Annotated in this window: 25 protein-coding genes; 16 read left to right on the top strand and 9 right to left on the bottom strand. The window is 54.4% G+C overall.

Going from position 1 to position 26,896, the window contains the following annotated elements; genetic code table 11:
* Positions 1-62: 62 nt before the first annotated feature.
* The 3 genes from T9A_RS04435 to T9A_RS04425 form a co-directional block, all read right to left on the bottom strand.
* On the bottom strand, positions 63-815 hold the full coding sequence (locus T9A_RS04435) for an SDR family oxidoreductase (RefSeq protein ID WP_035245394.1): 753 nt from the start codon (positions 813-815) through the stop codon (positions 63-65).
* Positions 816-1,093: 278 nt separating this feature from the next.
* Entirely contained in the window at positions 1,094-1,771 is a 678-nt protein-coding gene (locus T9A_RS04430) for a histidine phosphatase family protein (RefSeq protein ID WP_035245392.1), read from the bottom strand.
* Complete coding sequence (locus tag T9A_RS04425) at positions 1,771-2,619, bottom strand: SDR family oxidoreductase (protein ID WP_084573397.1); 849 nt, start codon at positions 2,617-2,619, stop codon at positions 1,771-1,773. Before T9A_RS04425 ends, T9A_RS04430 begins: the two co-directional genes overlap by 1 nt.
* Positions 2,620-2,749: 130 nt before the next feature.
* On the opposite strand from T9A_RS04425, the gene T9A_RS04420 reads away from it, so the two are divergent.
* Positions 2,750-3,676 carry a LysR family transcriptional regulator gene (locus T9A_RS04420; protein WP_035245389.1) on the top strand — a complete coding sequence of 309 codons (927 nt, stop codon included), beginning with the start codon at positions 2,750-2,752 and terminating at the stop codon, positions 3,674-3,676.
* 123 nt (positions 3,677-3,799) lie between these two features.
* On the opposite strand, the gene T9A_RS04415 is transcribed toward T9A_RS04420, so the two are convergent.
* Positions 3,800-4,273 carry a winged helix-turn-helix transcriptional regulator gene (locus T9A_RS04415; protein ID WP_035245387.1) on the bottom strand — a complete coding sequence of 158 codons (474 nt, stop codon included), beginning with the start codon at positions 4,271-4,273 and terminating at the stop codon, positions 3,800-3,802.
* 114 nt (positions 4,274-4,387) lie between these two features.
* Between T9A_RS04415 and T9A_RS04410 the strand changes: the two genes are divergently transcribed.
* The 5 genes from T9A_RS04410 to T9A_RS04390 all read left to right on the top strand — a co-directional run bounded on the left by T9A_RS04410 (position 4,388) and on the right by T9A_RS04390 (position 11,018).
* Positions 4,388-5,113 carry an SDR family oxidoreductase gene (locus T9A_RS04410; RefSeq protein WP_035245386.1) on the top strand — a complete coding sequence of 242 codons (726 nt, stop codon included), beginning with the start codon at positions 4,388-4,390 and terminating at the stop codon, positions 5,111-5,113.
* A 175-nt stretch (positions 5,114-5,288) separates the two neighbouring features.
* A complete protein-coding gene (locus T9A_RS04405; RefSeq protein WP_035245384.1) occupies positions 5,289-5,879 on the top strand; it encodes a 2-hydroxychromene-2-carboxylate isomerase in 591 nt (196 codons plus the stop codon).
* Positions 5,880-6,093: 214 nt separating this feature from the next.
* Positions 6,094-7,176, top strand: coding sequence for a mechanosensitive ion channel family protein (locus tag T9A_RS04400; protein WP_035245382.1), 1,083 nt, complete (start codon positions 6,094-6,096; stop codon positions 7,174-7,176).
* Between the two features lie 165 nt (positions 7,177-7,341).
* Positions 7,342-8,367: a hypothetical protein gene (locus tag T9A_RS04395; RefSeq protein ID WP_035245380.1), complete on the top strand. Its 1,026-nt coding sequence runs from the start codon at positions 7,342-7,344 to the stop codon at positions 8,365-8,367.
* 197 nt (positions 8,368-8,564) lie between these two features.
* A complete protein-coding gene (locus tag T9A_RS04390; protein ID WP_035245378.1) occupies positions 8,565-11,018 on the top strand; it encodes a hypothetical protein in 2,454 nt (817 codons plus the stop codon).
* A 105-nt stretch (positions 11,019-11,123) separates the two neighbouring features.
* On the opposite strand, the gene speE is transcribed toward T9A_RS04390, so the two are convergent.
* Positions 11,124-11,984 carry a polyamine aminopropyltransferase gene (gene speE / locus T9A_RS04385; RefSeq protein WP_035245377.1) on the bottom strand — a complete coding sequence of 287 codons (861 nt, stop codon included), beginning with the start codon at positions 11,982-11,984 and terminating at the stop codon, positions 11,124-11,126.
* Positions 11,985-12,143: 159 nt separating this feature from the next.
* Here speE and speA point away from each other — a divergent pair, with 159 nt between their 5' ends.
* From speA to T9A_RS04370, 3 genes are all read left to right on the top strand, one after another.
* On the top strand, positions 12,144-14,024 hold the full coding sequence (speA, locus tag T9A_RS04380; RefSeq protein WP_035245375.1) for a biosynthetic arginine decarboxylase: 1,881 nt from the start codon (positions 12,144-12,146) through the stop codon (positions 14,022-14,024).
* A gap of 271 nt (positions 14,025-14,295) precedes the next feature.
* On the top strand, positions 14,296-14,640 hold the full coding sequence (locus tag T9A_RS04375) for a Rieske (2Fe-2S) protein (protein ID WP_035245372.1): 345 nt from the start codon (positions 14,296-14,298) through the stop codon (positions 14,638-14,640).
* Complete coding sequence (locus T9A_RS04370; protein ID WP_035245367.1) at positions 14,640-15,095, top strand: DUF4112 domain-containing protein; 456 nt, start codon at positions 14,640-14,642, stop codon at positions 15,093-15,095. The genes T9A_RS04375 and T9A_RS04370 overlap by 1 nt, the downstream gene beginning before the upstream one ends.
* A gap of 117 nt (positions 15,096-15,212) precedes the next feature.
* Here the strand turns inward: T9A_RS04370 and T9A_RS04365 are convergent, their stop codons facing one another.
* Entirely contained in the window at positions 15,213-15,881 is a 669-nt protein-coding gene (locus T9A_RS04365) for a 2-thiouracil desulfurase family protein (RefSeq protein ID WP_035245365.1), read from the bottom strand.
* A gap of 38 nt (positions 15,882-15,919) precedes the next feature.
* Between T9A_RS04365 and T9A_RS04360 the strand changes: the two genes are divergently transcribed.
* A complete protein-coding gene (locus tag T9A_RS04360) occupies positions 15,920-16,873 on the top strand; it encodes a 2-hydroxyacid dehydrogenase (RefSeq protein ID WP_035245364.1) in 954 nt (317 codons plus the stop codon).
* A gap of 105 nt (positions 16,874-16,978) precedes the next feature.
* Here T9A_RS04360 and T9A_RS04355 read toward each other — a convergent pair whose 3' ends face one another.
* Positions 16,979-17,785, bottom strand: a complete 807-nt coding sequence (locus T9A_RS04355) for an SDR family NAD(P)-dependent oxidoreductase (protein WP_035245361.1) — start codon at positions 17,783-17,785, stop codon at positions 16,979-16,981.
* Between the two features lie 178 nt (positions 17,786-17,963).
* Between T9A_RS04355 and T9A_RS04350 the strand changes: the two genes are divergently transcribed.
* From T9A_RS04350 to T9A_RS04330, 5 genes are all read left to right on the top strand, one after another.
* Positions 17,964-18,944 carry a ketopantoate reductase family protein gene (locus T9A_RS04350; protein ID WP_035245359.1) on the top strand — a complete coding sequence of 327 codons (981 nt, stop codon included), beginning with the start codon at positions 17,964-17,966 and terminating at the stop codon, positions 18,942-18,944.
* A gap of 2 nt (positions 18,945-18,946) precedes the next feature.
* Complete coding sequence (locus T9A_RS04345; protein ID WP_198030610.1) at positions 18,947-19,327, top strand: secondary thiamine-phosphate synthase enzyme YjbQ; 381 nt, start codon at positions 18,947-18,949, stop codon at positions 19,325-19,327.
* 128 nt (positions 19,328-19,455) lie between these two features.
* A complete protein-coding gene (locus tag T9A_RS04340; protein ID WP_198030609.1) occupies positions 19,456-20,667 on the top strand; it encodes a tyrosine-type recombinase/integrase in 1,212 nt (403 codons plus the stop codon).
* Between the two features lie 25 nt (positions 20,668-20,692).
* Positions 20,693-22,408 (top strand): site-specific integrase, encoded by a 1,716-nt coding sequence (locus tag T9A_RS04335; RefSeq protein WP_156964820.1) that lies wholly within the window; start codon positions 20,693-20,695, stop codon positions 22,406-22,408.
* Positions 22,409-24,448, top strand: coding sequence for a site-specific integrase (locus T9A_RS04330; protein WP_035245354.1), 2,040 nt, complete (start codon positions 22,409-22,411; stop codon positions 24,446-24,448).
* A 415-nt stretch (positions 24,449-24,863) separates the two neighbouring features.
* On the opposite strand, the gene T9A_RS04320 is transcribed toward T9A_RS04330, so the two are convergent.
* The gene (locus T9A_RS04320) at positions 24,864-25,250 is read right to left on the bottom strand and encodes an MbcA/ParS/Xre antitoxin family protein (RefSeq protein ID WP_035245352.1); all 387 of its coding nucleotides are present in this window, start codon (positions 25,248-25,250) and stop codon (positions 24,864-24,866) included.
* A gap of 114 nt (positions 25,251-25,364) precedes the next feature.
* Here T9A_RS04320 and T9A_RS17000 point away from each other — a divergent pair, with 114 nt between their 5' ends.
* Positions 25,365-25,520 carry a hypothetical protein gene (locus T9A_RS17000; protein ID WP_156964819.1) on the top strand — a complete coding sequence of 52 codons (156 nt, stop codon included), beginning with the start codon at positions 25,365-25,367 and terminating at the stop codon, positions 25,518-25,520.
* 157 nt (positions 25,521-25,677) lie between these two features.
* Here T9A_RS17000 and T9A_RS04315 read toward each other — a convergent pair whose 3' ends face one another.
* Positions 25,678-26,787 (bottom strand): hypothetical protein, encoded by a 1,110-nt coding sequence (locus tag T9A_RS04315; protein ID WP_035245351.1) that lies wholly within the window; start codon positions 26,785-26,787, stop codon positions 25,678-25,680.
* Between the last annotated feature and the right edge of the window lie 109 nt (positions 26,788-26,896).

Genomic DNA, 26,896 nt, shown 5'->3' with positions numbered 1-26,896 from the left:
AGGCCAGGGTTTAGTGATTGGCGATATCATTCTTCCCAAACATCATTGCAGCTTGTAGCTGCCTACATCATCTTTCCGACCATCCCCAGCGGCAAATTCCGCATAGCAAAGCCCAGCGGCCCCCACGGCCAGCCCGGCACTGACGCATTCTTCGGCTCTTTCTCGATGGCTTTCACCAGTGCCTTGCAGCCGGTTTCCGTGTCTACCAGGAAAGGCGTGTTCTTCACCTTTTCGTTGATCTCGGAACGGATGAAGCCGGGGAAGATAGTGGTCACCTTGATCGGGGAATTCTGCAATTCCACTTGCAGGCCTTCGGCCAGCATGGCCACGCCGGCCTTGGTGGCGGCGTAGGTGGTGAGGTTTTTCTTCATGCCGCGCATGGCGCTGATGGAGGAAATCATTACCAGGTGGCCGCTGTTCTGGGCGCGGAAAATTTCCATGGCCGCTTCGGTCTGTGCCAGTGCCGCCACAAAGTTGGTTTCCGCGGTCTGCCGGTTGGCGTAGAAGTAGCCGGTGCCCAGTGGTTGGCCCTTGCCCATGCCCGCGTTGATGATGACGCGATCAATGCCCGCCATTTCCGTGCGGAACGCATCGAACACCGCAAACACCTGGTCGTAATCGTTCACATCCAGCGGCTTGATCAGAACCTGGATACCCGGATGCTTTTCTTCCAGCTCGGCCTTCAAGGTTTCCAGCCGGTCCATGCGCCGGGCACACAACGCCAGGTTGCGCCCCATGGCCGCAAACAATCGCGCCATCCCTTCGCCCAGCCCGGAGCTGGCACCGGTGATTAGAATATTCTTGCGTGTCGGCATTGTTATCCCCTTGCTAATGGCTGCTGTAGGAACGAAGCGTAGCGTAGTAACGACTGTAAGTCGGCCCGCAGGGTGAGCGTAGCGAATACAGCCGCTTGAGGCGCGAACCTCGCGAAGCGAGGCGACAACGTTTGTGTCGCTCGCCGATGTTTTCTGAAACCTGTCGAGCGCTGGGATCCTGATCGTCCTGCGGACGATTCCGCGCTGGCGCGCGGTTCGCACCTTAAGCGGTGCTCCTACATAGGCGTTGTAGAAATGTTGAGGTTATCAGGTCGCGTCTATCGATACGTCACCTGCTCGCTCGGCAGATGCAGATGTTCGTTCACCGAGACTAGTCGCAGCTTGCCGGCATTCACAAGCACTCGGGTCACACTGGTGTTGATCAGGGTGCGGTTCCAGGTGATCAGGGCCTCGTCGGTGAGCCCCATCAGCCGCTGGATAATCACGCTGATGGCGCCGCCGGAGGTGAACACCAGGGCGCTGTCGCCGCTGCTCAGGCAGTTGCCCAGGCTGTAGGTGCTGGCCAGCACCCGTTCGCGAAAGGCGGACCAGCTTTCGCTGTAATCACCGTCGCCGCTCTGCCAGCGGCGCAGGGCTTGCTCGAAGCGGGCCTGGAATACCTTGCGCGGGTGATCCTGCTCGGCCAGCCACTGTGTCAGGGCCGCCCGGTCGGTGGCCAGGGGCCAGTCCACGGCCAGCAACTCGCTGTGGTTGTATTCGTTGAAGCCGGTATCCGTGTGCCATTCCTTTGCCAGGCCCAGTTCGCCCAGGGTCGCTTGCGCGGTTTCCACATGGCGGCGCATGGTGCCGCAGATGGCGCGGGGCACCCCCAGATCCTGATTCTGCAGGGCGCGGCCAAGAATCCGGCTTTGCTCCCAGCCGCCCTCTGAAAGCTGATCGTAATCTTCCTTGCCGAAGCTGGCCTGGCCGTGGCGGATCAGGTAGATCACCGGCATCAGGCTTTCTCCGCTTTTTCCAGTTTGCCCTGCAGTCGCTCGGCGCCTTTGAGCATCACCCGGTTGAACACAAACGGCAGAAAACGCTTCATCCAGTAAGCTCGGCGACCACTCTTGTGGGGCAGTAGAAAGAACTGCTGTTTGGCCACTGCCTTCTTGATCATCTCGGCAATCTGGTCGGCGGTGAGCTCGTCACTGGAGAGCAGCTTGTCCACCGTCTCAATCATGCCCGGCTCCGGGGTACGCATGGACTCGTGCAGGTTGGTGCGGAAGAAACCCGGGCACACCACCGTGGTATGAATGCCGTAAGGCGCCAGCTCGAAGCGCAGGGTTTCCGACAGGGAAATCACCCCGGCCTTGGTCACGTTATAGCTGCCCATCACCGGCGCATGCAGCAGCCCGGCCAGGGAAGCGATGTTGACGATGTGGCCGTGGCCCTGGCGCTTCATCATCGGCACGAACACCTTGCAGCCGCGCACCACGCCTTTCACGTTGATATCGAAAATCCAGTCCCAGTCGGCCATGTCGCCGCGATCAATACGGGCGGCACCGGCCACCCCGGCATTGTTCACCAGCACATCCACGCCACCCCAGTTCTGCTCCAGCCATTCACGGGCATTGTTGAAGCTGGCCGCGTCGCGCACATCCAGATACTGGAACTGCAGCTCGCCGGGCAGATCCTTCAGGGCGGCCAAGGTTTCTGCAGCGCGCTCCTGGTTCACATCGCCGATCAGTACCCGGGCGCCATCGCGCAGCCAGGCCTCGGCCATGGCGCGCCCCAGCCCGGAGGCGCCGCCGGTGATCAGGATGCGTTGTGGGGTCTGGCTCATGGTGTGTCCTGTGGTCATGGTGGTTTCGGTCGCGGATTGTGCGTCAGGCGTCGACCCGCCGAGATCCGGGGTCTTATCCATTGACCGATGCTAGTGACGGCGTTTCAATAAATCCAATGAATCCTCGCAATGATCACTGATAAACGCCATGCATGTTTCGCGGTTCGATCTCAATCTTTTCGTGGTCTTCGATGCCATCTACACCGAGGGCTCCCTGACCCGCGCCGCCAAGGTGCTCAACCTCACCCAGCCGGCGGTGAGCCACGCCCTGGGGCGCCTGCGCGACCGCCTGGATGACCCCTTGTTCGTGCGCCAGGGCAGCCGCATGGTGCCCACCGCCCGGGCCCGGGCCATGGTCAGCCCGGTGCGTCATGCCCTGGGGGGCTTTCAGCGATGCTTGAGTGATGAAGGCGGTTTCGATGCCAGCGAGGCGGAGCGCACCTTTGTGCTGGGCCTGCGCGATGGTCTGGAAGGCTGCCTGCTGCCGTCGCTGATGGCGCAGCTGATGGAAGACGCCCCGGGGGTACGTTTGCAATCACTCACTATCAGCCGGAAGCAGATGGCCACTGAGCTGGCCAGCGGCCGGCTGGACCTGGCCTGCGACGTGATGCTGGCCCTGCCGGAATCCATCGAGCATCTGCCGGTACTCAGCGGGCCGCTGGTGGTGATGATGCGCGAGGGCCACGAGCTGGCCGATGACATGGACCTTCCCGGCTACCTGGCCGCCCAGCATGTGCTGGTGTCGTCCCGCCGCGAAGGCCCGGGCCTGGAAGATTTCGGCCTGGCCCGGCAGGGCTACCGACGCCATATCCGCCTGCGCTGCCAGCACTACCAGGCGGCCATCAGCACCGTGCAGAACACCAACCTGCTGCTCACCCTGCCGGCCACCCTGGCCGGTCGCCTGTCCCGCAAGGGCATGGTGATCAAATCCTTCCCGGCAGACCTGCCCGGCCTGGAAATGCACCTCTACTGGCACCGCGACCAAAGCGCCGACCCGGCCCATAGCTGGTTGCGGCAGAAGGTGTTGGGGTTGTTGAAGGAACAGCAGGAGCAGTTAACAGTTAACAGTGAATAGTTAACAGCGCGCGGTATCGCGCCAGTGTTGCCCAAAGCATAGAGGCCGCGTCCCAGCGATGGGCGCGGCCTCTATGGTTGCAGGCAAAGAAAACCTTCCCCGCGAGCTGTTCACTGTTAACTATTAACAGTTCACTAAAATCTGCCCTTTCCAGTACGGGTTCTCCTCCACCCGAATATCCGTGGGCTTCACCACGTCGCCGCAGTGGCTGCACTGCAGCTGCGCTTCCAGGGGTTCGCCGCACTGGCGGTGGTAGCGGGTGAGGGGGGCGCCGTGTTCGCCGGCCAGGTGTTTGTCGCCCCATTGGGCCAGGTGCACGATCACCGGGTAGAGTTCCTTGCCCATGGCTGTCAGCCGGTATTCGTGGCGCAGGGGGCGTTCCTGGTAGGCCACCTTGTCGAGCACGCCGCCCTCGGTGAGCTTCCGCAGGCGATCGCTGAGTACATGGCGGGTGACGCCCAGGCGCTGCTGGAAATCATCGAAGCGGCGCACGCCCATAAAGCAGTCGCGCAGCACCAGCAGCGTCCAGTTGTCGCCGATAATGGCCAGGGTGCGGGCCAGGGAACAGGGCTGTTGATCGATGTCTTGCCAGCGCATGCTAAACCTCCGTGAACGTGCTTTGATCATACCGGGTTGACGGGTTCTCAAAAAGAACCGACTATAAGTTCCAAATAGGAACCAACAGTTGGCTCACTGAAATCGGGAGGCCCCATGCCAGACTCTGTTGCCGTCATCATCGGCGCCGGTGATGCCACCGGCGGTGCCATCGCCAAACGCTTTGCCCGCGAAGGCTATACCGTCTGCGTCACCCGCCGCAGCGAAGACGCCCTGGCGCCGCTGGTGCAGGAAATCGAAGCCGCCGGCGGCAAGGCCCGCCCGTTCGGCTGCGATGCCCGCGATGAAGAGCAGATGGTGGCGCTGTTCGACACCATCGAGAAAGAAGTGGGCCCGGTGGAAGTGGTGGTGTTCAACATCGGCGCCAACGTGTTCTTCTCCATCCGCGAGACCACCGCCCGGGTCTACCGCAAGGTCTGGGAAATGGCCGCCTTCGCCGGCTTCCTGGCCGGGCGGGAAGCCGCCCGCGTGATGGTGCCGCGAAATAAAGGCACCATCATCTTTACCGGTGCCACCGCCTCATTGCGTGGCGGCAAGGGTTTCTCCGCGTTCTCCGGTGCCAAGTTTGCCCTGCGTGCTTTGGCGCAAAGTATGGCTCGGGAGTTGGGGCCGGAAGGGATTCATGTGGTCCACCCGATCATCGACGGCGCCATCGACACCGCCTTTATCCGCGACAACTTTCCGGCCAAGTATGCCCAGAAAGAGCAGGGTGGCATCCTCAACCCGGAACACATCGCCGACACCTACTGGATGCTCCACCAACAACCCCGCGACGCCTGGACCCACGAAATCGATCTGCGTCCGTGGATGGAAACGTTTTGAAGAACGCTGCATGCCAACATAGAACCCGCCGTAGGAGCGACGCTTGAGTCGCGAAGCCAGCGGTGGAATTCGCGACTCAAGCGTCGTTATTCGCTGCGCTCACTCCTTCGGAGCCGCCCTGCGGGCGTTGCTTCGCTGCGCTACGCTCCTACATGACAACCTGAAAGGAAAAACCATGACCCAAAAAATCGAATTCCTCTTCGACGTGGGCAGCCCCACCGCCTACCTGGCCTGGAGCCAACTCCCCGCCCTGTGTGAGCGCACCGGAGCCGAGCTCGTTTATGTGCCCGTGCTGCTGGGCGGCATCTTCAAGGCCACCGGCAACAACCCGCCCGGCGCCGTGCCCGCCAAAGGCATGTACATGATGCGTGACCTGGCCCGCTACTCCGCGCGCTACCAGGTGCCGCTCACCATGAACCCGCACTTCCCGGTGAACACCATCACCCCCATGCGCATCGCCACCGCCGCCATCGGCACCCCGGAACAGGACGCAGTGATCACTGCCCTCTACAACGCCATGTGGCGCGAGCCCTGCAAACTGTCCGAGGTAGAAGAAATCACCCGCGTCCTCACCGACGCCGGCCTGGATGCGCAAGCCTGGCTGGAAAAAGCCGCCAGCGACGAAGTGAAAGAGCAGCTCAAGGCCAATACCGAAGCCGCCGTAAAGCGCGGTGTGTTCGGTGCGCCGACGATGTTCGTGGGGAAGGAGATGTTCTTCGGCCAGGATCGGCTGGATTTTGTGGAAGAAGCGGTAAAAGGCAGTTAATAGTTAACAGTGAATAGTTAATAGCGAAAATCAAAAAAACAGGAGTCGAATGTCCGGGGCGGACGTAGCGTGCCTCTGTAGGAGCTATGCTTGCCCCCAAGGGGATCTGCGACATGCGAACCGGCGTCGGCTGCGAAAGCAAATCGGGGGCAGACCTGCCCCCGTTACCCCTGTTAAGTTACCAAGGAGTCGGTGACGCCTTGGCGGGGGACATATGCAGCAGATGATTCAGGATGCTCTGGTCGCGTGGGTAGATGCTGCAGGGTTGGCCTTGCTTGCCATCATTGCCGGTTTGCTTGTCTATAAGGCGCTGGTCTACCTGATTGGCCGTTTTGCCGAGTCTGCCTCCGTCGGTCGCATCTTCTTTGACGCGGCGGCGCGGGCCATTGGCGTGTCGTTAGCCCTTATCGCCCTGAGCAGTGTGCTGCATACCGTGCCCGAAGAGCTTCCCTGGCTGGCAGAGATCCGCCACGGCACCACACTGCTGCTGATCATCGCCCTCACCTGGACCGCCGTCGGCTTCACCTCCGCCATTGGCGACGTGATCGTCAAACTGAACCCGGCCTACGAAAACGAATGGAAGCGGGCGCGCAAGGTGGAAACCCAGACCCGCTTTCTGGTCCGTTGCCTGAATATCGTCATTGTCCTGGTCGGCACCGGCGCCGCCCTGATGACATTCGATTCCGTCCGCCAGATCGGCACCAGCCTGCTGGCCTCCGCCGGTATCGGCGGCATCATCCTCGGCTTTGCCGCCCGCCCGGTACTCAGCAACCTGCTGGCAGGCATGCAGATCGCGCTCACCCAGCCTTTCCGCATCGATGACGCCATGTTTGTGCAGGGTGAATGGTGTTGGGTAGAAGAAGTCACGGCCACCTATGTGGTCCTGCGAGTGTGGGACCTGCGCCGTCTGGTGGTGCCGCTGCAATGGTTTATCGAAAACCCCTTCCAGAACTGGTCACGCAATACCGCCGACCAGATCGGCAGCACCCTGATCTGGGCGGATTACGGCATTCCCATCGAGCCGTTGCGTGAGGAATTCTATCGCCTGCTGGAAGCAGCCTCGGAGTGGGATGGTTCCACCGGCACCGTTCAGGTGGTGGAAGCCGGGGAAAAAGCCATACAGATCCGCTTCCTGATGAGCGCCAAAAATTCCACCACATTGTGGAACCTCCGGTGCTCCATCCGCGAAGACATGATCGCCTTTATCCAGAAACAGTTTCCCCAGTACCTGCCCCGCTATCGTGGCCAGCTGGAAGAGCCGCAGGAGCCAACCGGCCAGGCCAGCGTGTTGCCCTGATTCAATAAGGCCGCAAGCAACAACGCGCTCATTACCGTTTGCGGCCCGTTCTTGCCTCTCCGCCCGTGCCACTTAAGGCCACGCACCCATTGCGATGCCTTGCCTGCAAAATACGCAATTATTTGCTATCGTCGCCGATCTTTTGTTGCTGACGGATGCGTGCTGATGCTGAAATGGGTTTACGGTGTATTGATTGCCGCGTTTATCGCGATGGTGGTGGGCGGCGCGGTCAGCAAGGCCAAAAATTCCTGGCAGGCCCAGCAGCGTGCCATCACCATGATGCAGGAAAGCCAGCAGAAACAACGGCAGAAGTACGATGAAATCCGCGACCGGATTGCCCGCACCCAGGCCAAACCCTCCCTCAACGACCACGACCGCTGGCTGATCGCCCACCTGCAGAAAACCCTCGGTGGCCTGGAAAAGGTCGTCGACGGCCAGCAAACCCACTCCATTCAGCTCTATCGCGGGCTGCTGCGCACCTGGGTGGGCTTTGCCTTTCTGGGGCTCGCCATGGTGGTGCTGGCGTTCTGCCTGCTGGTGCGCCCCAGCAAGGCGCTTACCCGCGAAGAGAGGCAGTGGCTGACGAGCCACCCTCGCGACATCCCCGGCCTGTTGCTCGACCCCGGCGCCTACCGCAACAATGCGGCGCCCGTTCGCGGCGGCAGCAACTTCGTCACCGCCCGTATCAAACCGGTCAAGGCTGACCTGTTACGCATCACCCGCAGCCGGGCACTCAGTGGCATGGGCCTGGCCTTTCTGATCGCCCCCCAGGGTGGCCTGGCGGTGGAGCTCTACTACATTGCCGACGCCCTGTTCGTGTCACATATTCCTTTCGCGCAGATGACGTGGGGCGGCACCATGCAGGCGTTGATGCTGTCCATCTCCTTCACCCTGGCCGGCCTGTTCGTGCTGTTCTCCACCACCAGCAACGCCCGCCTGGACCGACGCGACCAAACCATCACCCTGCCCGGCGACAACCGCGCCCTGGCGTTCAATGAAGTGGAATCCGTCCAGCTCAACCAGGTACTCACCACCGGCGAACGCAGCTTCGTAAACAGCCAGATTCAGTTAAACCTGCGCAACGGCGAAACCCTGTCCCTGCTCAGCCATGGCGGCAAGGAACAGATCTACGTGGACCTGATCCGCACCGCCCTGTTCCTGGATAAACCGGCAGTGATTCCGGAAGCCTGATTGGAATGATAGCGATTGCTAACTTGGGGGTGTCGGTTGTCGCTATTCATTATTAACTATTCACTGTTAATTGGTTTTCAGCTCGCGCGTTTCCAAGTCCATCAAGATTGTGTAGATTCGGGATTGGATCGCAAATAACAACCGGTCAGCCAAGGTGGCATGGCCTTAAATTTAGAATCGAGGGGAAAGGAGAGAAAATGCTATCTCTCGCTCAAGGTGAAAAAGCATTAGATGATTTGATTGAAAGTTTGAATGATGATTCAGATTTTAATGAGGCTCAGACAAGATTTCATATTATTGATAGAGTTCTTTTTGAATGCTTTGGCTGGTGCCGAGAAAGCGAGATAGAGGTCGAGAATTCCGAGGATAATAAATTTACTGACTATGAGCTGGGAAAGCCTAGAAGGTTCGCTATTCTGGAAGCCAAAAGGGAGGGCTTCCACTTTGAAATTCCGGCCGGGGTCTCTAAGAAGTTAGTTACCGATGTTAGGTCGCTCGCGCGGCTGAGTGCTGATACAGGAAAAGCGATAAATCAGGTCCATTTCTATTGTTCTCAGCGAGGAACTCCTGTCGCGATTTTGTCTAATGGAAAGCAGTTTGTTGCTTTTTTGGCATCTAGGCAAGATGGAGTTTCTTTTCTTGATGGGAAGGCGCTTGTTTTTGAAAGCCTTGAGGTTCTTAAGGGAAATTTTAATTTGGCATGGCAGCTGCTTTCTGCGGATGGGATAAAAGAAAAAAGAATAAATAGATTTTTGGTTTCAGGTGAGACTCAGCTTCCTAATAAGCTTTCCTCTCGCCTTGTTGGTTACCCAAAGGCAAGATATAAAAGCGATATACAAACTACATTGCGATCTTTGTCGGATTTGTTTCTTCAAGATATCGTCTATGACCCGGATGTCGAGCATAGTTTTTTCAGCGAATGCTATTGCGAAAGTGGCGCTCTATCAAAATATGCTCTTCTTAGTAAAGGGATTCTTGAGGCTCGTTATGCTTCTTTATTTAGTTGTTCAGAGCCGCAGCCCAGCCTAAAAAGTGTAAAAAGCAAAAAAAGTGACAATCTTACGCCAGAAGTTCTTTCTGAGGCTGTGGCAAAAAGGCCCATTGTGTTATTGGGCGATGTTGGAGTTGGTAAAACATCTTTTATTAAAAATCTTATGTATAACAGCGCTCATGAAGAATTTAAAAAGGCGCTTTATATCTATATTGATTTAGGCTCTAAGGCTTCGCTCACAGAAAATCTTCGTGTTTTCATTCTTAATGAGGTGGAGCGACAGTTGGTGGATAAATATGAGGTTGATCCTTATGAGAGCGGGATAATTAAAGGTGTTTATGCTGCGGATATTAGTCGGTTCTCGAGAGGGATGTGGGGAGGAAAAAAAGAAACCGACCCTGATTTGTATGAAACAAAGCTTCTCGAAAAGATAGAGGGTTTGTATGGTGAAAGGGATCAGCATTTAAAGCGAGTTGTAGGTTATTATTCAAAAACATCGCAGAAGCAAATAATAATATGCTTGGATAATGCAGACCAAAGAGATTTTGAAGTCCAGCAAGAAGCTTTTGTTATTGGTCAGGAGCTTGCCCAAGATTGGGAGTCTATGGTTTTTATTTCTGTGCGGCCACAAACTTTCTTTAGGTCAAAAAGGTCTGGGGCGCTTACAGCATACCCGCATAAAGTATTCACGATTTCCCCTCCTCGCATTGATAAGGTAATTGAAAAGCGACTTGGGTTTGCTTTGAAAATGGCTGAAGGGAATGTTTCAAGTGAAATCTATCGTGGTTTTGCGGTTAATGCTGAGAGCTTGGCTTTGTTCCTTAAGGCTCTTCTTTCTTCGTTGAGGGGGAATTCTGAGCTTCTTGAGTTTCTTTCAAATATAACTGGGGGGAACATCCGGGCAGCGATTGAGTTTGTTACAAACTTTATTGGTAGTCCAGGTGTTGATGCAGAAAAAATTATAGAAAAAATGGCTACAAAAGGAAGATATCGAATTCCCCTTCACGAATTTACGAAGCAGGCCCTATTGGGTGAGTATTCGCATTATAGTTCAGATACATCAATGGCAATGAATTTGTTCGATATCTCCAATTCTGATCCAAACGAACATTTTTTGGCGCCTATTATATTGGCTTTCCTGGATTTGGATGGAAGGCATAGAGATAATGATGGGTTTTGCCTTACCAGCGAACTTTTTTCTGAATTGCAGAACTCCGGTTTTACCGGAGATCAAATAGAGAGGTCACTAAGAAGATCAACCAATAAAAAGCTTATAGAGACCTCGCAAAGAGTGACTTTTGAGGAGGATATAAATGGCGCTTTGATCGGAGAGATGCCTGATTCATTCAGAATAACTTCTTCGGGCGCTTATCATTTTCGTCGCTGGATGGGACAGTTTGCCTATTTGGATGCGATGGTATTTGATACTCCAATACTAAGTGCTGATGTTAGAGAAAATATTAGCGAAGAGCTTGAGTCTCTTACTATAGACTCTAGATTTAAGCGGGCTTCTGTGTTTAAAAAATACCTGTTGGATAGGTGGAAAAGATTTACTCAAGCACCAAGTTATTTGGATTTTGAGGCTGTTCTTGAAGAGTCTAATGCTACGTTTAAGCGGGTAGAGCTTGCGGTAGAACGAAATGAGGCAGAGAAAAGTTAAATTTTTTGCATTTCATATTTCTGCCTTTAATAAAGATGCCCTTTCTTTCAGCGAAGACAAGGGCATTCTTTATTAACTATTAACTATTAACTATTAACTATTAACTCAGCCCTTAATCGCCTTCTCCATAAACGGCGGCATCACCAGCGCCCCTTTATGCATCGCCGCTGAATAATACTTCGTCTCAAACCCTTTCCCGGTGGCATCCGTTTCGCGGAATTCGCTTACGTCGGTGTTCTTGCCTGCCAGGGTGCAGCTCCACCAGCCGCTGGGGTATACCGGCTGCGGGAAGGGCAGGGTCTGGGTGGTGGTGAAGCCGGCTTCACGCATGTTGGCGTGCAGGTCCTTGATGATGGTATCGCTGTGCAGCAGCGGGGATTCGGACTGCTGCACGATGATGCCGCCATCGGCCAGTACGCGGTGGCAATCGCGGAAGAAGTCGGCCTTGAACAGGCCTTCCGCCGGGCCCACCGGGTCGGTGGAATCCACGATGATCACGTCCACGCTGCCGTCTTCACAGTTGCGCATGTATTGCACGCCGTCTTCGAACAGCAGTTCGGCACGGCTGTCGTTGTTGGACTCGCACAGTTCCGGGAAATATTTCTCGGAGTAGCGGGTGACCATTTCGTCGATGTCGATCTGGGTGGCTTTTTCCACGCTGGGGTGGCGCAGCACTTCACGCAGGGTGCCGCAGTCGCCGCCACCGATAATGATGACGCGCTTGGGGTTGGCGTGGCTGAACAGCACCGGGTGCGACATCATTTCGTGGTAGAGGAAGTTGTCGCGGGTGGAGAGCATGGTGGCGCCATCGATGGTCATCAGGTAACCGAAGGTGTCGGTTTCCCACATCTCGATGTGCTGATACTCGGTCTGCACTTCTTCCAGCTTCTGCTTGAGGCGCAGGCCGAAGGCGGTGCCGGCGGTGTCGAAGTGCTCGTAAAACCAGTTGTCTTTGGTGCTGCTCATGGGCGGTTCCGGTGGAGGCAAATGGGGATGTTCGACGGGTGAACGATAGTCGCGATTGTAAGTCCTATCGTGCCCCTGTCAAAGCAGGAAAAAGGGGTGCGAGTGCGGCGCCCCGGCAGGCATAATGCCCCCAGACGACACCCTTATTCAGGACAGGTAATGACCGACAGATCTCCCGTACCCGCCAGCGACATCTATAACGTGGATCGCTGGGGCGACAGCTACTTCCGTATCGACGACCAGGGCCAGCTGTGTGTGCGGCCCAATGGCGAGCAGGGCGGCCAGGCCACGCTGGAAGCGGTGCTGGAAAACTGCCGGGCGGCCGGGTTGCGGGCGCCGGTGCTGGCGCGCTTTTCCGGGATTCTGCGCCAGCGGGTGAAGCTGCTGGCCGGGGCCTTCCGTGAGGCCATCGAGGCGAACCAGTACCAGGGCGGTTATACGCCGGTGTACCCGATCAAGGTGAACCAGCAGCGCCGGGTGGTGCACGAGATCCTGCGGGCCCGTGAAGATGGCGAGCGTATTGGCCTGGAGGCGGGCTCCAAGCCGGAGCTGCTGGCCGTGCTGGCGCTGTCCAACCCGGGCGATACCATCGTCTGCAACGGCTACAAGGACGCGGAATACCTGCGCCTGGCGCTGATGGGCGAGAAGCTGGGCTTTCACGTGCACATCGTGGTGGAGAAGATGTCCGAGCTGCCGGCGCTGCTGTCGCTGGCCGACGAGCTGGGCGTGTCGCCGCGTATCGGCCTGCGGGTGCGGCTGATGAGCATCAGCAAGGGCAACTGGCAGAACACCGGGGGCGAGAAGTCCAAGTTCGGCCTGAGTGCGCCGCAGCTGATGGCGGCCATCGAGCATTGCCGTGCCGCCGGGCGGCTGGACTGCGTGAAGCTGCTGCATTTCCACTTGGGCTCCCAGGTGGCCAATATCCAGGACATCAAGGCGGGTATGCGTGAAGCGGCCCGTTACTACACCGAGATGCGCGCCCTGGGCGCGGCGGTGGAAACCGTGGATGTGGGCGGTGGCCTGGGGGTGGACTATGAAGGTACCCATTCCCGTTCCTACTGCTCCATGAACTACGGGGTGGGCGACTATGCCCGTCATATCGTGCAGACCCTGCAGCAGCAGTGTGCCCAGCACGGTTTGCCGGAGCCCAACATCATTTCCGAGTCCGGCCGGGCGCTGACCGCCCACCATGCGGTGCTGCTGGTGAATATCACCGACCAGGAGCAGATGGCATCGGTGGCGGTGGACGCGCCGGCGGCGGATGATGTGGCCGAGCTGCATCAGCTGTGGGAGCTGCAGCAGGCGCTGGCTGGTGAGCCGGGCAATCTGCTGGAGCGCTTCTCGGAAGTGACCGGTGCCTGGCAGGACATTCACCAGCGTTATATCGCCGGTGACCTGGGCCTGAGCACCCGCGCCCGCGGCGAGCAGCTGTATATCAACTGCCTGCTGGCCCTGCGCGGTCGCCTGAATCCGCTGCGCAAGCAGCAGCGCGAGCTGCTCGACAGTCTCAACGAAACCCTGGCGGACAAGTTGTTCGTGAATTTTTCCGTGTTCCAGTCGGTGCCGGATGTGTGGGGTATCAATCAGGTGTTCCCGGTGCTGCCGCTGTCCGGCCTGGACAAGCCCGCGACTCGCCGGGCGGTGATTCAGGACATTACCTGTGATTCCGATGGCCGCATCGACCAGTTTGTGGATGGCGAAGGCGTGGAAGCCACCCTGCCGCTGCCGGAACAGCTCAACGGCCACCTGGGGATCTTCATGGTGGGCGCCTACCAGGAAATCCTCGGTGATATGCACAACCTGTTCGGCGACACGGATTCCGTGGATGTGGATGTGGAAGCCGATGGCGCCATCACCCTGAGCCACGCCATTCAGGGAGATACGGTGAGTACCGTGTTGCGCTATGTGAACTACGATACCGACAAGCTGCTGGCGTCCCTGGAGCAGCATTGTCGTCAGGCGCATTTGAGCGACGGCGAGCAGGAAACCTTCATCGGGCTGGTACGCGAGGGGTTAGCCGGGTATACCTATCTGGAGTGATGGGGTGTGAGGCACTCAAGGCGTCTCTACGAAGCCGCTGTAGGAGCTATGCTTGCATGGCGAACCGCGTTTACGCGGAATTGCCCGCAGGGCGATCAGATCTTTCAGCGCTCGACAGATTTTATTCATGGCATTGTCAGGCCCTTGAATCTCTGTCGCCTCGCTACGCTCGGTTCGCCATGCAAGCATGGGCTCCTACAGCGGCGTTGTAGCTAGCGGTTAGCAGCTCGTCGCTCACAACTGATTTTTCCAAGCCAGCAAGGAGAACAAGATGCGTTATGAACTCTGTGCCAGCCAGGACCTCCCGCAAGGGAAAAGCCGTGCCATGGAAGCCGGTGGCAAGAAACTGGTGGTGTATCACCTGAGCGATGGTTTTTATGCCACTCAGGCCCGTTGTACGCATATGTTTGCGTCGCTGGGTAAGGGCAAGATTGTTGAAGACAAGTGTGTGCAGTGTCCGTTGCACCGTGCGCGGTTTGATATTCGTACCGGGGAAGTGAGCGAGTGGGCCAACTTTCCGCCGGGCGTGCAGTTGTTGAATGTGGTGCGTGGCGAGAAAGCCCTGGAGACCTGGCCGGTCACGGAAGAGGACGGCCACCTGTTTGTGGAGATGTAATGGCAGCAAGGACTGAAGCCCAGCAACGGGCAACGCTGGAGCGGCTGGAAAAATTCAGCCGTTTTACCGACAGCAGTATCGGTATCCCCTTTACCAAATTCCAGATCGGTGCCGAGGCCATCATTGGCCTGGTGCCGCTGGTGGGTGATGCCGCCGGTTTGGTGCTGTCCAGCTATGTGCTGATCGAAGCGCAGCGGGCCGGAGCCAGCAAGGGTGTGAAGTTGCGTATGCTGCGCAACATGGGCATCGATTTTCTCGGTGGTCTGTTGCCGGTGGTGGGCGATGCCTTTGATGCTATCTTCAAGGCCAATACCCGCAATACCAGGCTGCTGAAAAATTATCTGGAAGAGCAGCTCGAAGTGGAGCCGCCCCCGCCACCGTTCCCCTGGAAGACCCTGATCGGGTTGTCCATCCTGTTTGCCGTTGTCACCGGTGGGCTGACGCTGATTTTCTAACGGCGTTGGTTCCGCCGACCCTTCCCCTAATCGTTGGAGCCTTGCTCGCAAGGCGAAGCCTTACTGGTACCCCGGGCCTTCGCCTTGCGAGCAAGGCTCCAACGGTTAAAAAAACAATCAATGCATCGCCCGCCCCAGTTTATCCAGATAGTGGCGCAGCCCACTGTGCAGAGGCTCGTCCAGCTGTTCACTTTGCCTCTGCATGTCATTGAGCCATTGGCCCTGGCGGTCGTTGTTGTGCCACTGGTGGTAGCAGTACACCTGTAGCAGAAAACTTTGCAGGAAGGCGGGCTTTTCCAGGTCGCTGTCGTTGGCCAGGGGAATGCGCGGGAACAGTTCGTGGAGCTTGCGGGCGAAGGCGCCGGAGGCCATGCCGATCTGTTGACCGCCGGCGTTATGCACCGGGGTGCTCAGGTGGCCACAGCTGGGGGAACGGGCTTTGAGCACAAAGCCGCTGAGGGGTTCGCTCATGCCGGCGGCCACGTCTTCCAGTGCCTCGGTGACATCCTGCTGCGGGTTTTCCACACCTTTGACGAGCAGGGCATCGTCCACCTGTACCACCTGAATCGGTGGGCGCGGGACCGGCAGGCCGATGGCCACTTCCGGGCAGGTGTCGCGAAAACGTAGCAGGGGGCCGAGCTGATGCACCAGGATGGCGTTGTGTTTGTGGTCGCCGTCGTAGCGGACCTTCTGGCCGAGCAGGCAGGCGCTGACGCCCACCACCGGTTTCTGCCAGTCATGCTGTGGCAGGGCGAAGCCCATCTTTTCCAGCAAATCCGTTAGCATGGAACACCTCCCTTCTTCCCCGATAAAGGTGACCGAACATGCAGGGCGTTTTTCTCGACACCGATACCCTCAATCCCGACGAGATGGACTTCTCCGCCCTGGAGGCGTTGATGCCCTGGACCTTTCACCCACTGACTCGCCCGCAAGATCGTCTGGCGCGTCTGGACGGTGCCCAGGTGGTCATCACCAACAAGGTGGTGCTGGATGCCGCCACCCTGAGAGCCTGCCCGTCTCTCAAGCTTATCTGCATTTGTGCCACTGGTACCAATAATGTGGATCTGGACGCGGCCCGCGAGCTGGGGATTACGGTGTGTAATGTGAGCGGCTATGCGCGGGCCTCGGTGGCTCAGCACACCCTGACCATGATGCTGTCACTGGCCACGCGCTGGCATCTCTACGATCGGGATGTGAAGGCCGGGGCCTGGAGCCGGGCGGAGCAGTTCTGTCTGCTGAATCATCCGATCATGGAGCTGGCCGGCAAGACCCTGGGGCTGATCGGTCACGGCGATCTGGGCCGGGAAGTGGCACGACTGGCCGAGGCGTTGGGGATGCAGGTGCTGGTGGCGGAATCCTTCCAGCGCCATGGCGGCCAGTCCGGGCGGGTGGCGTTGGCGGAACTGTTACCGCAGGCGGATGTGCTCAGCCTGCATTGCCCGCTGACGGCGCAGACCGACAAGCTGGTGAATGCGTCGTTTCTTGCCCAGATGAAACCCGGCGCCCTGCTGATCAACACTGCCCGGGGCGGCCTGATCGATGAACCGGCCCTGGCCGATGCCCTGCGCTCCGGCCATCTTGGCGGTGCCGGCCTGGACGTACTCAGCAGCGAACCGCCGCCGGCGGATCACCCGTTGCTGGCGGAGGATATCCCCAACCTGATCATTACCCCGCACAACGCCTGGGGTACGAGGGAATGCCGGCAACGACTGCTGGACGGGGTGGTGGAGAACATTCGTCAGTGGCAGGCGGGCAGTGCGATTAACGTGGTGAATTGAAGTTTGTTGTAGGAGCTATGCTTGCATGGCGAATAACCGCAATCGCGAGCAGGTTCGCATGTCGCAGATCCCCTGAGGGGCAAGCATAGCTCCTACGGTAATGATTCAACCTTTCTTTTTAAGCTGGCTGGCCAGCAGTTTGTCCATGCCTCTGAACAATGGCTGCGGCAATTTTGTGGCCGGGCCGGGGAGGGCGGCGAGCAGTACGCTGCCCAGTTTGCCCATGGGGCGGGCGATGCGGGCCGGGCGTTTTTCGCAGGCTTCGACGATCCAGCCGGCGGCCTTTTTCACGTGCATCATCGGCATGTATTTGTAAATGGCGGTGCGCGATGACATGGGCGTGCGCACCATGGGGAAGTACACCACCGTGGTGCTGATACCCTGATGACCCATTTCCGCCTGCAGGGAACGGGTGAAAGATTCCAGCGCGCTCTTGCTGGCCAGGTAGGCAGAAAACAGGGGGATGGGCACCTGGGTGGAGAGGCTGGAAATATTCACCACATGGCCGTGGCCCTGCTCGAGAAAACGCGGCAACAGTTTCAGGGTCATGGCCACGGCGCCGATGTAGTTCAACTGCACGGTGCGCTGATAGTCGTGCAGGCGATCCAGGGATTGTTCTATGGGGCGACGGATGGAATGGGCTGCATTGTTCACCAGCGCATCGATACGCGGCTGCTCGGCGAGAATCCGTGCGGCGCAGGCCTCGATGGCCACGTTGTCGCTCAAGTCGCAGGGGTAGATAAAGGCGCAGCCGCCGTCGGCTTCGATGAGTTCCTGGACTTCCCGCAGCTGCTCTTCCCGCCTCGCTACCAGACACACGGTGGCGCCCCGGCGCGCCATGATTTTCGCTGCCTCGGCACCGATGCCACTGGAGGCGCCGGTCAGTACGATGGTCTGTCCTTTCAGTTTCATGATTCAACCTTTCTACTCGTCTGGGCGAGGATTGTCCTGTTCGGCCTGTGGCATGCAATCTCACAGGCTCTACTCTAGGCCTTGATACGCCATATTCAGGCTTCAGGGCTGCCGTGGAATCGCGGATGCAGGTCTATGTTATCTCGTTATTAACCGATAAAGCTGGAGATGTGTCGGTATGAATATCCTGATCGTTGGGGCAGGGGCAGTAGGATTAGTGTACGGCCATTGTTTTCAGCAGGCCGGTCATAGTGTGACGTTTTTTATCAAGGAAAAGCACCGGGCAACATTGAATCAGGGGGTGACGCTTGTCCGCAAGAGACGTTTATGGCGTGACAATGTGAGCCAATTCAGTGATTTTTCCCTGATTTCAGACTGGCAGGCGGTAGGAAAGCAGCAGTGGGATCAGGTGTTGCTGGCGATTCCTTCGGATGCGCTGCGGCAGCTACCTTTCGATTCCATTTACCGGGCTATCTGTGATGCAACGCTGGTCATGCTGCAACCCAGTGAGGAGGATTCCCGGTTACTGTTGCGGTTCTGGCCAGCATCACAAGTCGTCAGGGGGATGATCAATCTGATCAGCTATTACCATCCCTTGCCGGGGGAGACGCCAGTGGCATCCGCCACGCCCCTGTCGATAGCCTGGTTTTTGCCTCCGACTGCCATGCCACTATCGGGTGACAAGGCACGGCTCGACGATGTCTTGTCGCTGTTCAACGGAAGCGGTATTTACAGCAAGAGCGTTGCGAATGCACTGGCCAGTTCCCGCTTGCCCAATGCTGTGTTGATGACGTTTTTGTGTGCTCTTGATGCCAGCGACTGGCGTTTTGCACAGCTCCGGAGTGACCGGACGTTGCTGGCGTTACTGGTGGCCGCACAAAAGGACTTGCTCGAGGCGCTGGCGGCCAATGAAGCGCCACAGGAACAGAAAGCCATGAAGCGTGCGGCGGGCCTTCTCGGTTACTGGCCTTATCGCATGATTTTGGGGCTGGCGCCATTAGCGTTGCCCTTTTCTCTGGAGGCTTATTTGCGCGAACATTTTACCAAGGTTCGCTCCCAGACGGATCTCTATGTACAAGACTTCAGGCGCCACTGCGATAGTGTCCATCTGGCACAGTTGCATCAGCGGGCGTTTGTCGACATACAGACAGTGAGTTGATTATGTGGTTTCAGACAACTATCAGCCTGGCGGCTCGAAAGCGGGGCTGCCATCTGGTAACACGAGATATAATCGATGGTCTGCCAGGACTGGCCGATGTGAAGGTGGGCTTGCTGCATCTGTTTATCCAGCATACCTCCGCGTCGCTGACCATCAACGAAAACGCCGACCCGGATGTGCGTGGCGATCTGGAGCGGCATCTGAATGTGATGGTGCCGGAAAACGCGCCTTACTATGAACACACCCTGGAAGGCCCGGACGACATGCCCGCCCATATCAAGAGCGTGCTGATCGGCCCGTCACTGAGCCTGCCAATCAGCAATGGCCGACTGGCGCTGGGCACCTGGCAGGGGATTTATCTTACACCCGAAAAATCAATTTGATGCATTACACCCGATATGAGATGTTTTTGACATGATAGGTGTCTTTATGGTGTTCAAGGGTGGCGATACGAGAAAAGTTTCACTATCAGCCCATGAGGTTCGACCCTGGTAGTTCGAATGAGTTTGGGTTGCCATGGGTTGTTGATAGCACGCAGACCGAAATTCCCGATTGTCCGCAGATTTTTCGCATGGATGGAGAGCCGTGGATAGAGGCCAATGTCTATGCAGTCCAACGTCTAGAGGCTGGGAAAAATATCGAGACCGTTAATGCGCTGATGAATCACCTGCGCGACTATGCTGAGTTCCTAGAAGTCGAGAATTTGGATTGGCGGCACTTCCCCCAGAAGAAGCGGCAACGATGCCTCGTTCGCTACCGGGGCAATCTCATTGAAAGACGTGACGATGGATGTTTGTCACCAAGTACCGCCACTGCCCGTATGAGTTCTGTGGTGGCTTTCTACCGATGGGCCCGGAGAGAAGGTCTGATTGACAGAAAAAACCTCTGGGAAGATCAGCAGAAGATCATCCGAAGACATACCTTGATCGGCCTACCAAGGACACTAGCTGTCACATCCAGCGATCTAGCCATACCCAACAGAAAACGGCCGGGAGATTCGGTGGAAGATGGGCTTCTTCCGCTAAGTGACTCCGCTCGTAAGACATTGCTCGCTTTCCTTAATCGCCAAGGGATGACTGAGCTTTACTTGATGTTCGTGATTGGCTTCTTCACTGGTGCCCGTATTGAGACGATCCGCACCCTTCGACTATTGACGCTTGATTCGGCTCGTAGTGATCCATCCATACCGAATTTGCAACGTGTACCTGTAGGTCCACCTACACCAGTTAAGACGAAATTCCGCGTCAGCGGTGACCTCTTATTCCCTTTGCCCGTCATTCATCTTCTACAGAAATATGCCACGAGTGCTAGACGGTTGGCTCGCCAGGCTAAGGCCGACGATGAGGACAGGACTCTGCTATTTCTAACCACGCGAGGAAGGAAGTATGAAGATGGGTCGTTCACGCGTCTAATGTCGGAACTTAGAAAAAATCTAGTAAAGAGCGGCCTTGGGGAATTTGAGCGACTTAAGTTCCATCAGACCCGAGCTACGTTTGGCTCCCAGTTGATGAGGTTGTGCATAGAGACCATGGCGCATACTGATGACGCCATCGTTTTTGTCAGGGATGCAATGCTCCACAAGAATGAGGCCACCACATGGAAGTACGTCAAATTCGTGCAAAACGAGCCGATAAAAGAGAAGTTAGCTGATGAGTTTTTTGATTTTTTTTCGGGGAAAGAAACAAACCCAGATGCATTGATTGATTATGTAACCAATGAATAGTATTCCTGATCTTAGAGTCCGACATGTGAAAGTTGATGGCAAGGTGCGTTTCGACCTTCGTAGATTTCTTTACGTTCGCACGTATGCCAGTAATGGAAAGGGCCTAGATCCGAGATGGTTTTTTCGCCAAATAGAGCAAGGAGATATTCAGCCGGAAAAGATACAGCGGCTAGACTTGATTATTGAGATAAGAGATTTCTTGGAGATGAGATTGATTTCCGGATTGTCGCTTGCAACTGTAGAGGGGGATGTTGCTAATTTGCAATTGTTTTTTGACTTTGTAGATCAATTAAAAAGGGAAGTTAGTCTGGATAATCTCGTTGATTCATACCTTGAGTTCTGTGAGCATCTTTTCCAAAAGTGTAATAAAAAGCCGCCTGAATTAAATAAAGCAACTGCTTTTGGGTATGCTTCTAGACTTTCTACTATGTTCGGAGAAATTCTTGATATACCTAAGAGTGTGTCTTTGATTAATAGAACAAGATTGAAGTGTCCTCCAGTACCGAAGAAAGCTGTTGGCATAGGGGTGGATAAACAAAGCCTCGAAGACACCTATAAAATGGGAAGCTTTCTGATTGATATTGCTGATGGTATTACCGTTGATGCGGTTCTTGGCCAGCTTCCCTTAAAAATACCTGTTAGGAATAAATTAATAAAAGATAATGAGATTTTCATAAGCATAAATAAGACGAGGGTTGTTAGCGAGGATGCTATTTATGAACCGTGGGATGAATTGACGAAAGCGGAAAAGCGGTCGGTTATTCAGATAAAAAAGTCACGATCACCAGTCAAAAGCATCATAGGGACAAAGCGTGGCTATTTTGTAACGCTCAGGGTGACAGCAGAGTTCTTAATCTTCATCGCGCAAAGTGGAATGAATGTGACGACTGCCAACGGGCTTAAACGATCCGGCTTCAAGTACAAGCCTATTGAAGATAAATGGCATGTTAGAGCGTTCAAAAACCGTCGTGGTGGTGAAGTGATGTTTAGCATCTATCAGTCGTACAAGCCACACCTTCAAAAGTATCTAGAGTTCATAGGCCACTTTTTCCCGGAATCGGATCTTCTATTTCCGTGGTGTGATATGGGCGGAAGGCTGTCTTCAGGAGGAAGAGTGCTATATAGCTCGCTCCGTAAGCTATTAGTAAAACACGATATTCCTTGGGTTCAACCGAGAACGCTCAGAAATACACGAGCTAATTGGTTTCTGCGACGGTCAGGAGGGGACGAAGCATTAACGGCCGAAATGCTCCAGCACGTCAAGGAGACGCTTCGGGATAAGTACGAGCGCCCAAGCCAGCAGCGTGCCGCAGGAGAAATTACGCGCTTCTGGCATGGCCGAGACCCAATCAAGAAGGGTGATATGAGGGCTTCCCTAATCTCGGGGCAATGCTCTGGCGATCCTCTGCCCATGGAAGACAAGCCGCCTTCGGTTGTTTTGCCTAATTGCAGCAATCAGTCAGGTTGTCTATGGTGCAAAAATATGAGGGATATTGATTCGATGGATTACGTCTGGTCACTGGTTTCGTTTCGCCATCTAAAAATGATTGAAGTGGCTGGTATTACCAATAGGGAGACTGTCTCCGCCGATATGGTGATAGAACGAATCTCAGAAAAGATCGCATGGTTTGGTAAGGGAAATGATAAACGGAAAGAATGGGTGAACGAGGCCGAGATGCGTGTTTCCGAAGGTCATTATCATCCTCACTGGTCAGGGATATTAGAATTTCTTGAGGGATAGATGATGGAGTTAGTCCTGCAGTTCATGGAGCCAACAACCTTGGTTACGCCCCAGTCGCCCTCGTATCGTCCGCCTTCATTTCCTCCGCCAAATTGCTGGCCAGTTACAGTTGACCGGAAAGGTAATCCTTTGTCGGTCTATGGCGATGATTACTGGGATTTCTCTGCGATTGGTTACTACGGATTCAACTTCGGTCGGCATGGACTTTCCTGTGAAAACATAGCCCTTATTAAGCAGGCCATGGTTTTCATAATATACCATCCCAGGCTTTTTCCTGGGAGGGTAAAGAGTTGCCGAAGTTATTTTGATTTGTTGGTGAAAATCGGTGGGGTCTGTGATCGTTATGATATAAAGATCTCTGATCTTCACAAATTCCCAAGGGTGTTTTCTGCCGTTTTTGACGTTATTAAATCAGTTAGAATTAAGCATAGTATATCACAGCTTCATAAGCTGAAGCTCTATGAAAGAGAGCTTGGTTTTTCTATAGCCAGTGATGGATTTTTGAAATTATTGGCGCGAGAGGTTAAGGAGCATGAGGCTGTTCAGCACCCATATATCCCCCCTCGTATTTGGAGCTATCAAGTTGAGAGGTTGAGTGAGGTGCTAAATGATTTCCTTCAGCACCAAGCTGCTATAGAGAAAGCATTCAAGTGGATGCATAAAGCATATGTTCACAATTTGAAGGTGGTTTCTCCCTGCTATCAATCTCCATTTTCAGAGAGAAATTTGTACCGAGATAACCGTGTTTTGTACAAAGGGAATTTTGACACTTTCTTGCATGAAAGAAGGTTGTTTAGTTTGTTCGATAAATGGCTTGAGCCTGAGAAGAAGTCTGTCTATGGATATAGCTACAGTACACAATCCTTTTCAAAGTACCTCACGTTTGTCAGGGACGCTTCAATAATATTTATTTTAAACTTTAGCTTGCAGCGTAAGAAGGAGGCGACATCACTTAGACGTGATTGTTTTCATGTGGAGATTGATAAGTATCTAGGGGAGGTTTGCATTCTTATCGGAGAGACCACGAAAACCGACGAAGACTCTGATGCAAGGTGGGTTGTCCCGAATACGATTAAGAAAGCTATTGATATATGCACGTGTATCGCTCGCCTCCGATTGTCCGTCTTGCGGGAAGATATAGATCTATCGAGAGAAGACAGAGAAAACCCCTACTTGATGTTTCCCTCAACAGAGATTTGGTCATCCAATTCAAGTAAAGTTCGATCATCTTTTATGCGTCACGGAGCTTTGGTTAGCCACAGGGCGCTGGATTATGACAATGTTCTCCGTCGAGGCCTCAAGTTGTTTGATGATGACGTAATTCGGATTACGGAAGAAGACGCCCAAATGGCTCTCTCGCTAACGCCGAATCTTTATGAGCGGGAGTGGTTCGAGGTGGGGAAGCCCTGGCGATTTTCCTGCCATCAGTTGAGGCGCACGCTTGCGGTTAATATGTTTTCATCTAGGGAAGTCTCGGTTAGCTCCATTCAGCATCAAATGAAGCATTTATCGAGGAATATGACTCTCTACTACGGAAGGCACTATACCAATTTGCGTCTGAATTCTGTTGCGGAGGCAGCGCTAGTTTTGGAGTCTTACAACAACGTATATCAACGGCTAATTGAGGTTATCGATGATGAAGTGAATAACGTAAGGCCGCATGGAAAGATCCTGGGTTTTGATACGGTAATCGACCTCGTTGATGCTGGAGAGGAAAAAAAGCTGATGAAGCTAATTCGAGATGGCCAGGTAGGAGTTCGAAGAACACTACTTGGGTTCTGTATGAAGGCTGGTTCCTGCGAGTACGGAGGGATCGAGTCCATTTCGAAGTGCATGGTAGGTGATGGTGGAGGAGTTTGTGCGGATGCTATCTTCAAGCGTAAGAATAAAGATAAGTTGCTCAGACTGCGGGAATTTCATCATAACGAGATTGAACGACTCCCTCCCGGCAGCATGAGGGTTGGGGCACTGAAGAAAGAAATATATGCCATCGGGGTCTATATAGATGCTATCGAAAGAGAAGAAGAAGCGGGCAATTGACATTTTCGAGGAGGCGTTCGAACGCTTGAAGAAAGGTAGGCCGTTGAACCTTCCGTCTGACACTCCTGTTAGTCTCTCCAACGTGGCGAAAGAGGCTGGTAAGACGCCATCCGCTCTCAGATCCGATCGGTACCCTGAGTTACTTCAGCGGATCAAGGCGTACATGGCTTCGGAAAGGGAAAAAAGTAAGTTAGGTCAGAGTGCATCCGTGAAAAGTCGAAACCGTACTGCTCGGCAAAGGCTGGCTGATTGTAAGAAACAGAGAGATCGTCTCCTATCCATTTGCCACTCCCAGCAGGAACTAATCGACGAGTTGAGAGACCAGATAAACCTTCTTTCGGATGGTGATGTGGCCAAGTTTTGAGGTTCTTACTTATTCGTTTTGTCCAAAAGAGGCTTGCTATACAATCGATAACTAACCCTCTATCTGGTGGCGCAGATAGGCCCTAACCATATACATTCCCTGCATCCCTAGCTTATCTATCTGTTGAACAGGAGTGATCCCTTCGAAGGCCTGGTTGGGCTGCGACATCCAGTCATAAGCCAATTCACGATTGTTGGGAAACAGTAAGCGCAGAGATTTATGGATTTCAAGTAGAATTCCAGCTCGCTCCAATTTGTCCCTGTCATTGGGTAGAGTCCATTCTTCGCAATATCGAGCCAAAGTGTCCCGATCACCCTTAGTCATCCCAAGCAGGATCAACTGTTCCTCTGTGCCAAGGCCCCAATGCGAAAACAGTACCATCAGCATCTTACTGACCTTTTCGCGATCATAGGTTTGGGTGTTTTTCTGAATATCCATAAAAACTCAAATATTTAGAATAAGGCTCAATTTGTTCACTAATCTTGCATCGAATGGCAAGGGGGGTTAATTCTGAAAAGAGCGCCAGACAGGTTACCAGCGTAAGGTAGATCTATGACCATGCCGTGGCAAGGAAGTTTTGCTAAAAGAGCAGCCATGGTAATCCTTGTCGCCGATACCAAAAAAACCATGCCGGAAAGTGTTCGCCGTGCCCTAAAGCTCGATTTTTTCACTAGCGCGGCAGCTACTATTAAACTGGTTTTCCTATAGGTCTATTGCGTCGGTTTTGGTTTCGCATGTGAAGCAGGCCGAGAGCTGACCGGGCTATTTGCAAAATAGGTTTGGAAATCCAACTTGGAAAATTCAGGGGGGGGTCAGGGGATCCCTAAATTTAGATAACTCTTTGTCTCAATATGGGGTTTGTGGTTTATTTAGATCTCCATGCCAGAATATCCTTCTCGATCTGAGAAGCTATTTCTCCAACGTAGTCAGGCCGGTCTTTATACTGATCCCACCAGTCAGCATTCCGAGTTTTATTGGTGTATTCAAACCAGGTGGCTGAAATTCGTTGTGCATCATCTGCAGGCCACCATTGCTTTAAGAACAAAAACAACTCCTCTTGAGGAGGGATGTCATGGGTCTGCCCTATCAGAATACGGGCAATTTCACGAAGGCTCTCATCAAGGGTGGCGAAAATGAACCGACGTCCGCTATTTTCTTTTTCAGCACTAATATGCTGAACGAAATTGCTTAAATGTGTAATGTCCCAGGCAGCATTTTTTATTCCTTCGATGGCTCTCTCTCTGGTTGGTGAGCGCAAGCTCTTAAATAGTCCTTTCTTTGGTGGGGAGTTGGGGGCAAAGTAAACGCAGGCTAGGATGGCTGCCGGGCCTGCCAAAATAAAATCCGAATACATCCATCTGAATAGCGCCAAGACCTTGTCAAGGGCGTTAATGTTTTGTGCAAGTTCTAGTGATGCAATTTTTAAGGCAGCCGTATAATTGCGCCTCCAGCGCTTAAGTGGCTTGGCCAGATCTATTGAATCAATTGGTTGTGGGGGGGCAATGGTTTTAATGCGATCTGCTTCCCTGAGTGCAAAAGCAAGCCACTCTTTGGGAGAGCCATTGTCAGCGACACGGAACCAAGAAAGCTCATCTATTGCTTCAGAGTTTCCCTGATGAGGGGCCAACTCATGAAAAGCAATAGATGGTTCTATCTGAATATCAAGGCATTGGGCGAATGCCAGAATTGCCGCAACTTTACGGCTGTGGACATCCCCGTTGTTGGCCACTGATTCTCCTTTGGCAATTTTAGCCAACCGGGAAACAATGTTTCTATCCGGGAGAAGCACAGTCTTGGAATTTTCTACCCAAGCATGATAGATAAAACCATCGACGTGATAGAGGCCAACATCAGGTGGTATATAGCCAGGGACGAATACGTTCTCATTATCTAAGATTAGGGATACCGCTTGGAGGTCGGCATAAGGAAAGTCTGCAGGGAGCATTAGCAGTGCATCAAAATCTTCATATCCCACTGTTTGCCTCTCCAATTCCTTCCCTCAAACATAAGCAAAATTCAATCAGGTTATGCTGTCTATCTAGGCAGAACTCAATTGGTCTGCTTCGCTCCATCCGCCCGGTAGG

The organism is Alcanivorax jadensis T9 (assembly GCF_000756655.1).
Lineage (GTDB): Bacteria > Pseudomonadota > Gammaproteobacteria > Pseudomonadales > Alcanivoracaceae > Alcanivorax > Alcanivorax jadensis.
The sequence above is the reverse complement of the archived record's forward strand: the minus strand, read 5'-3'. Positions and strand labels throughout refer to the sequence as shown.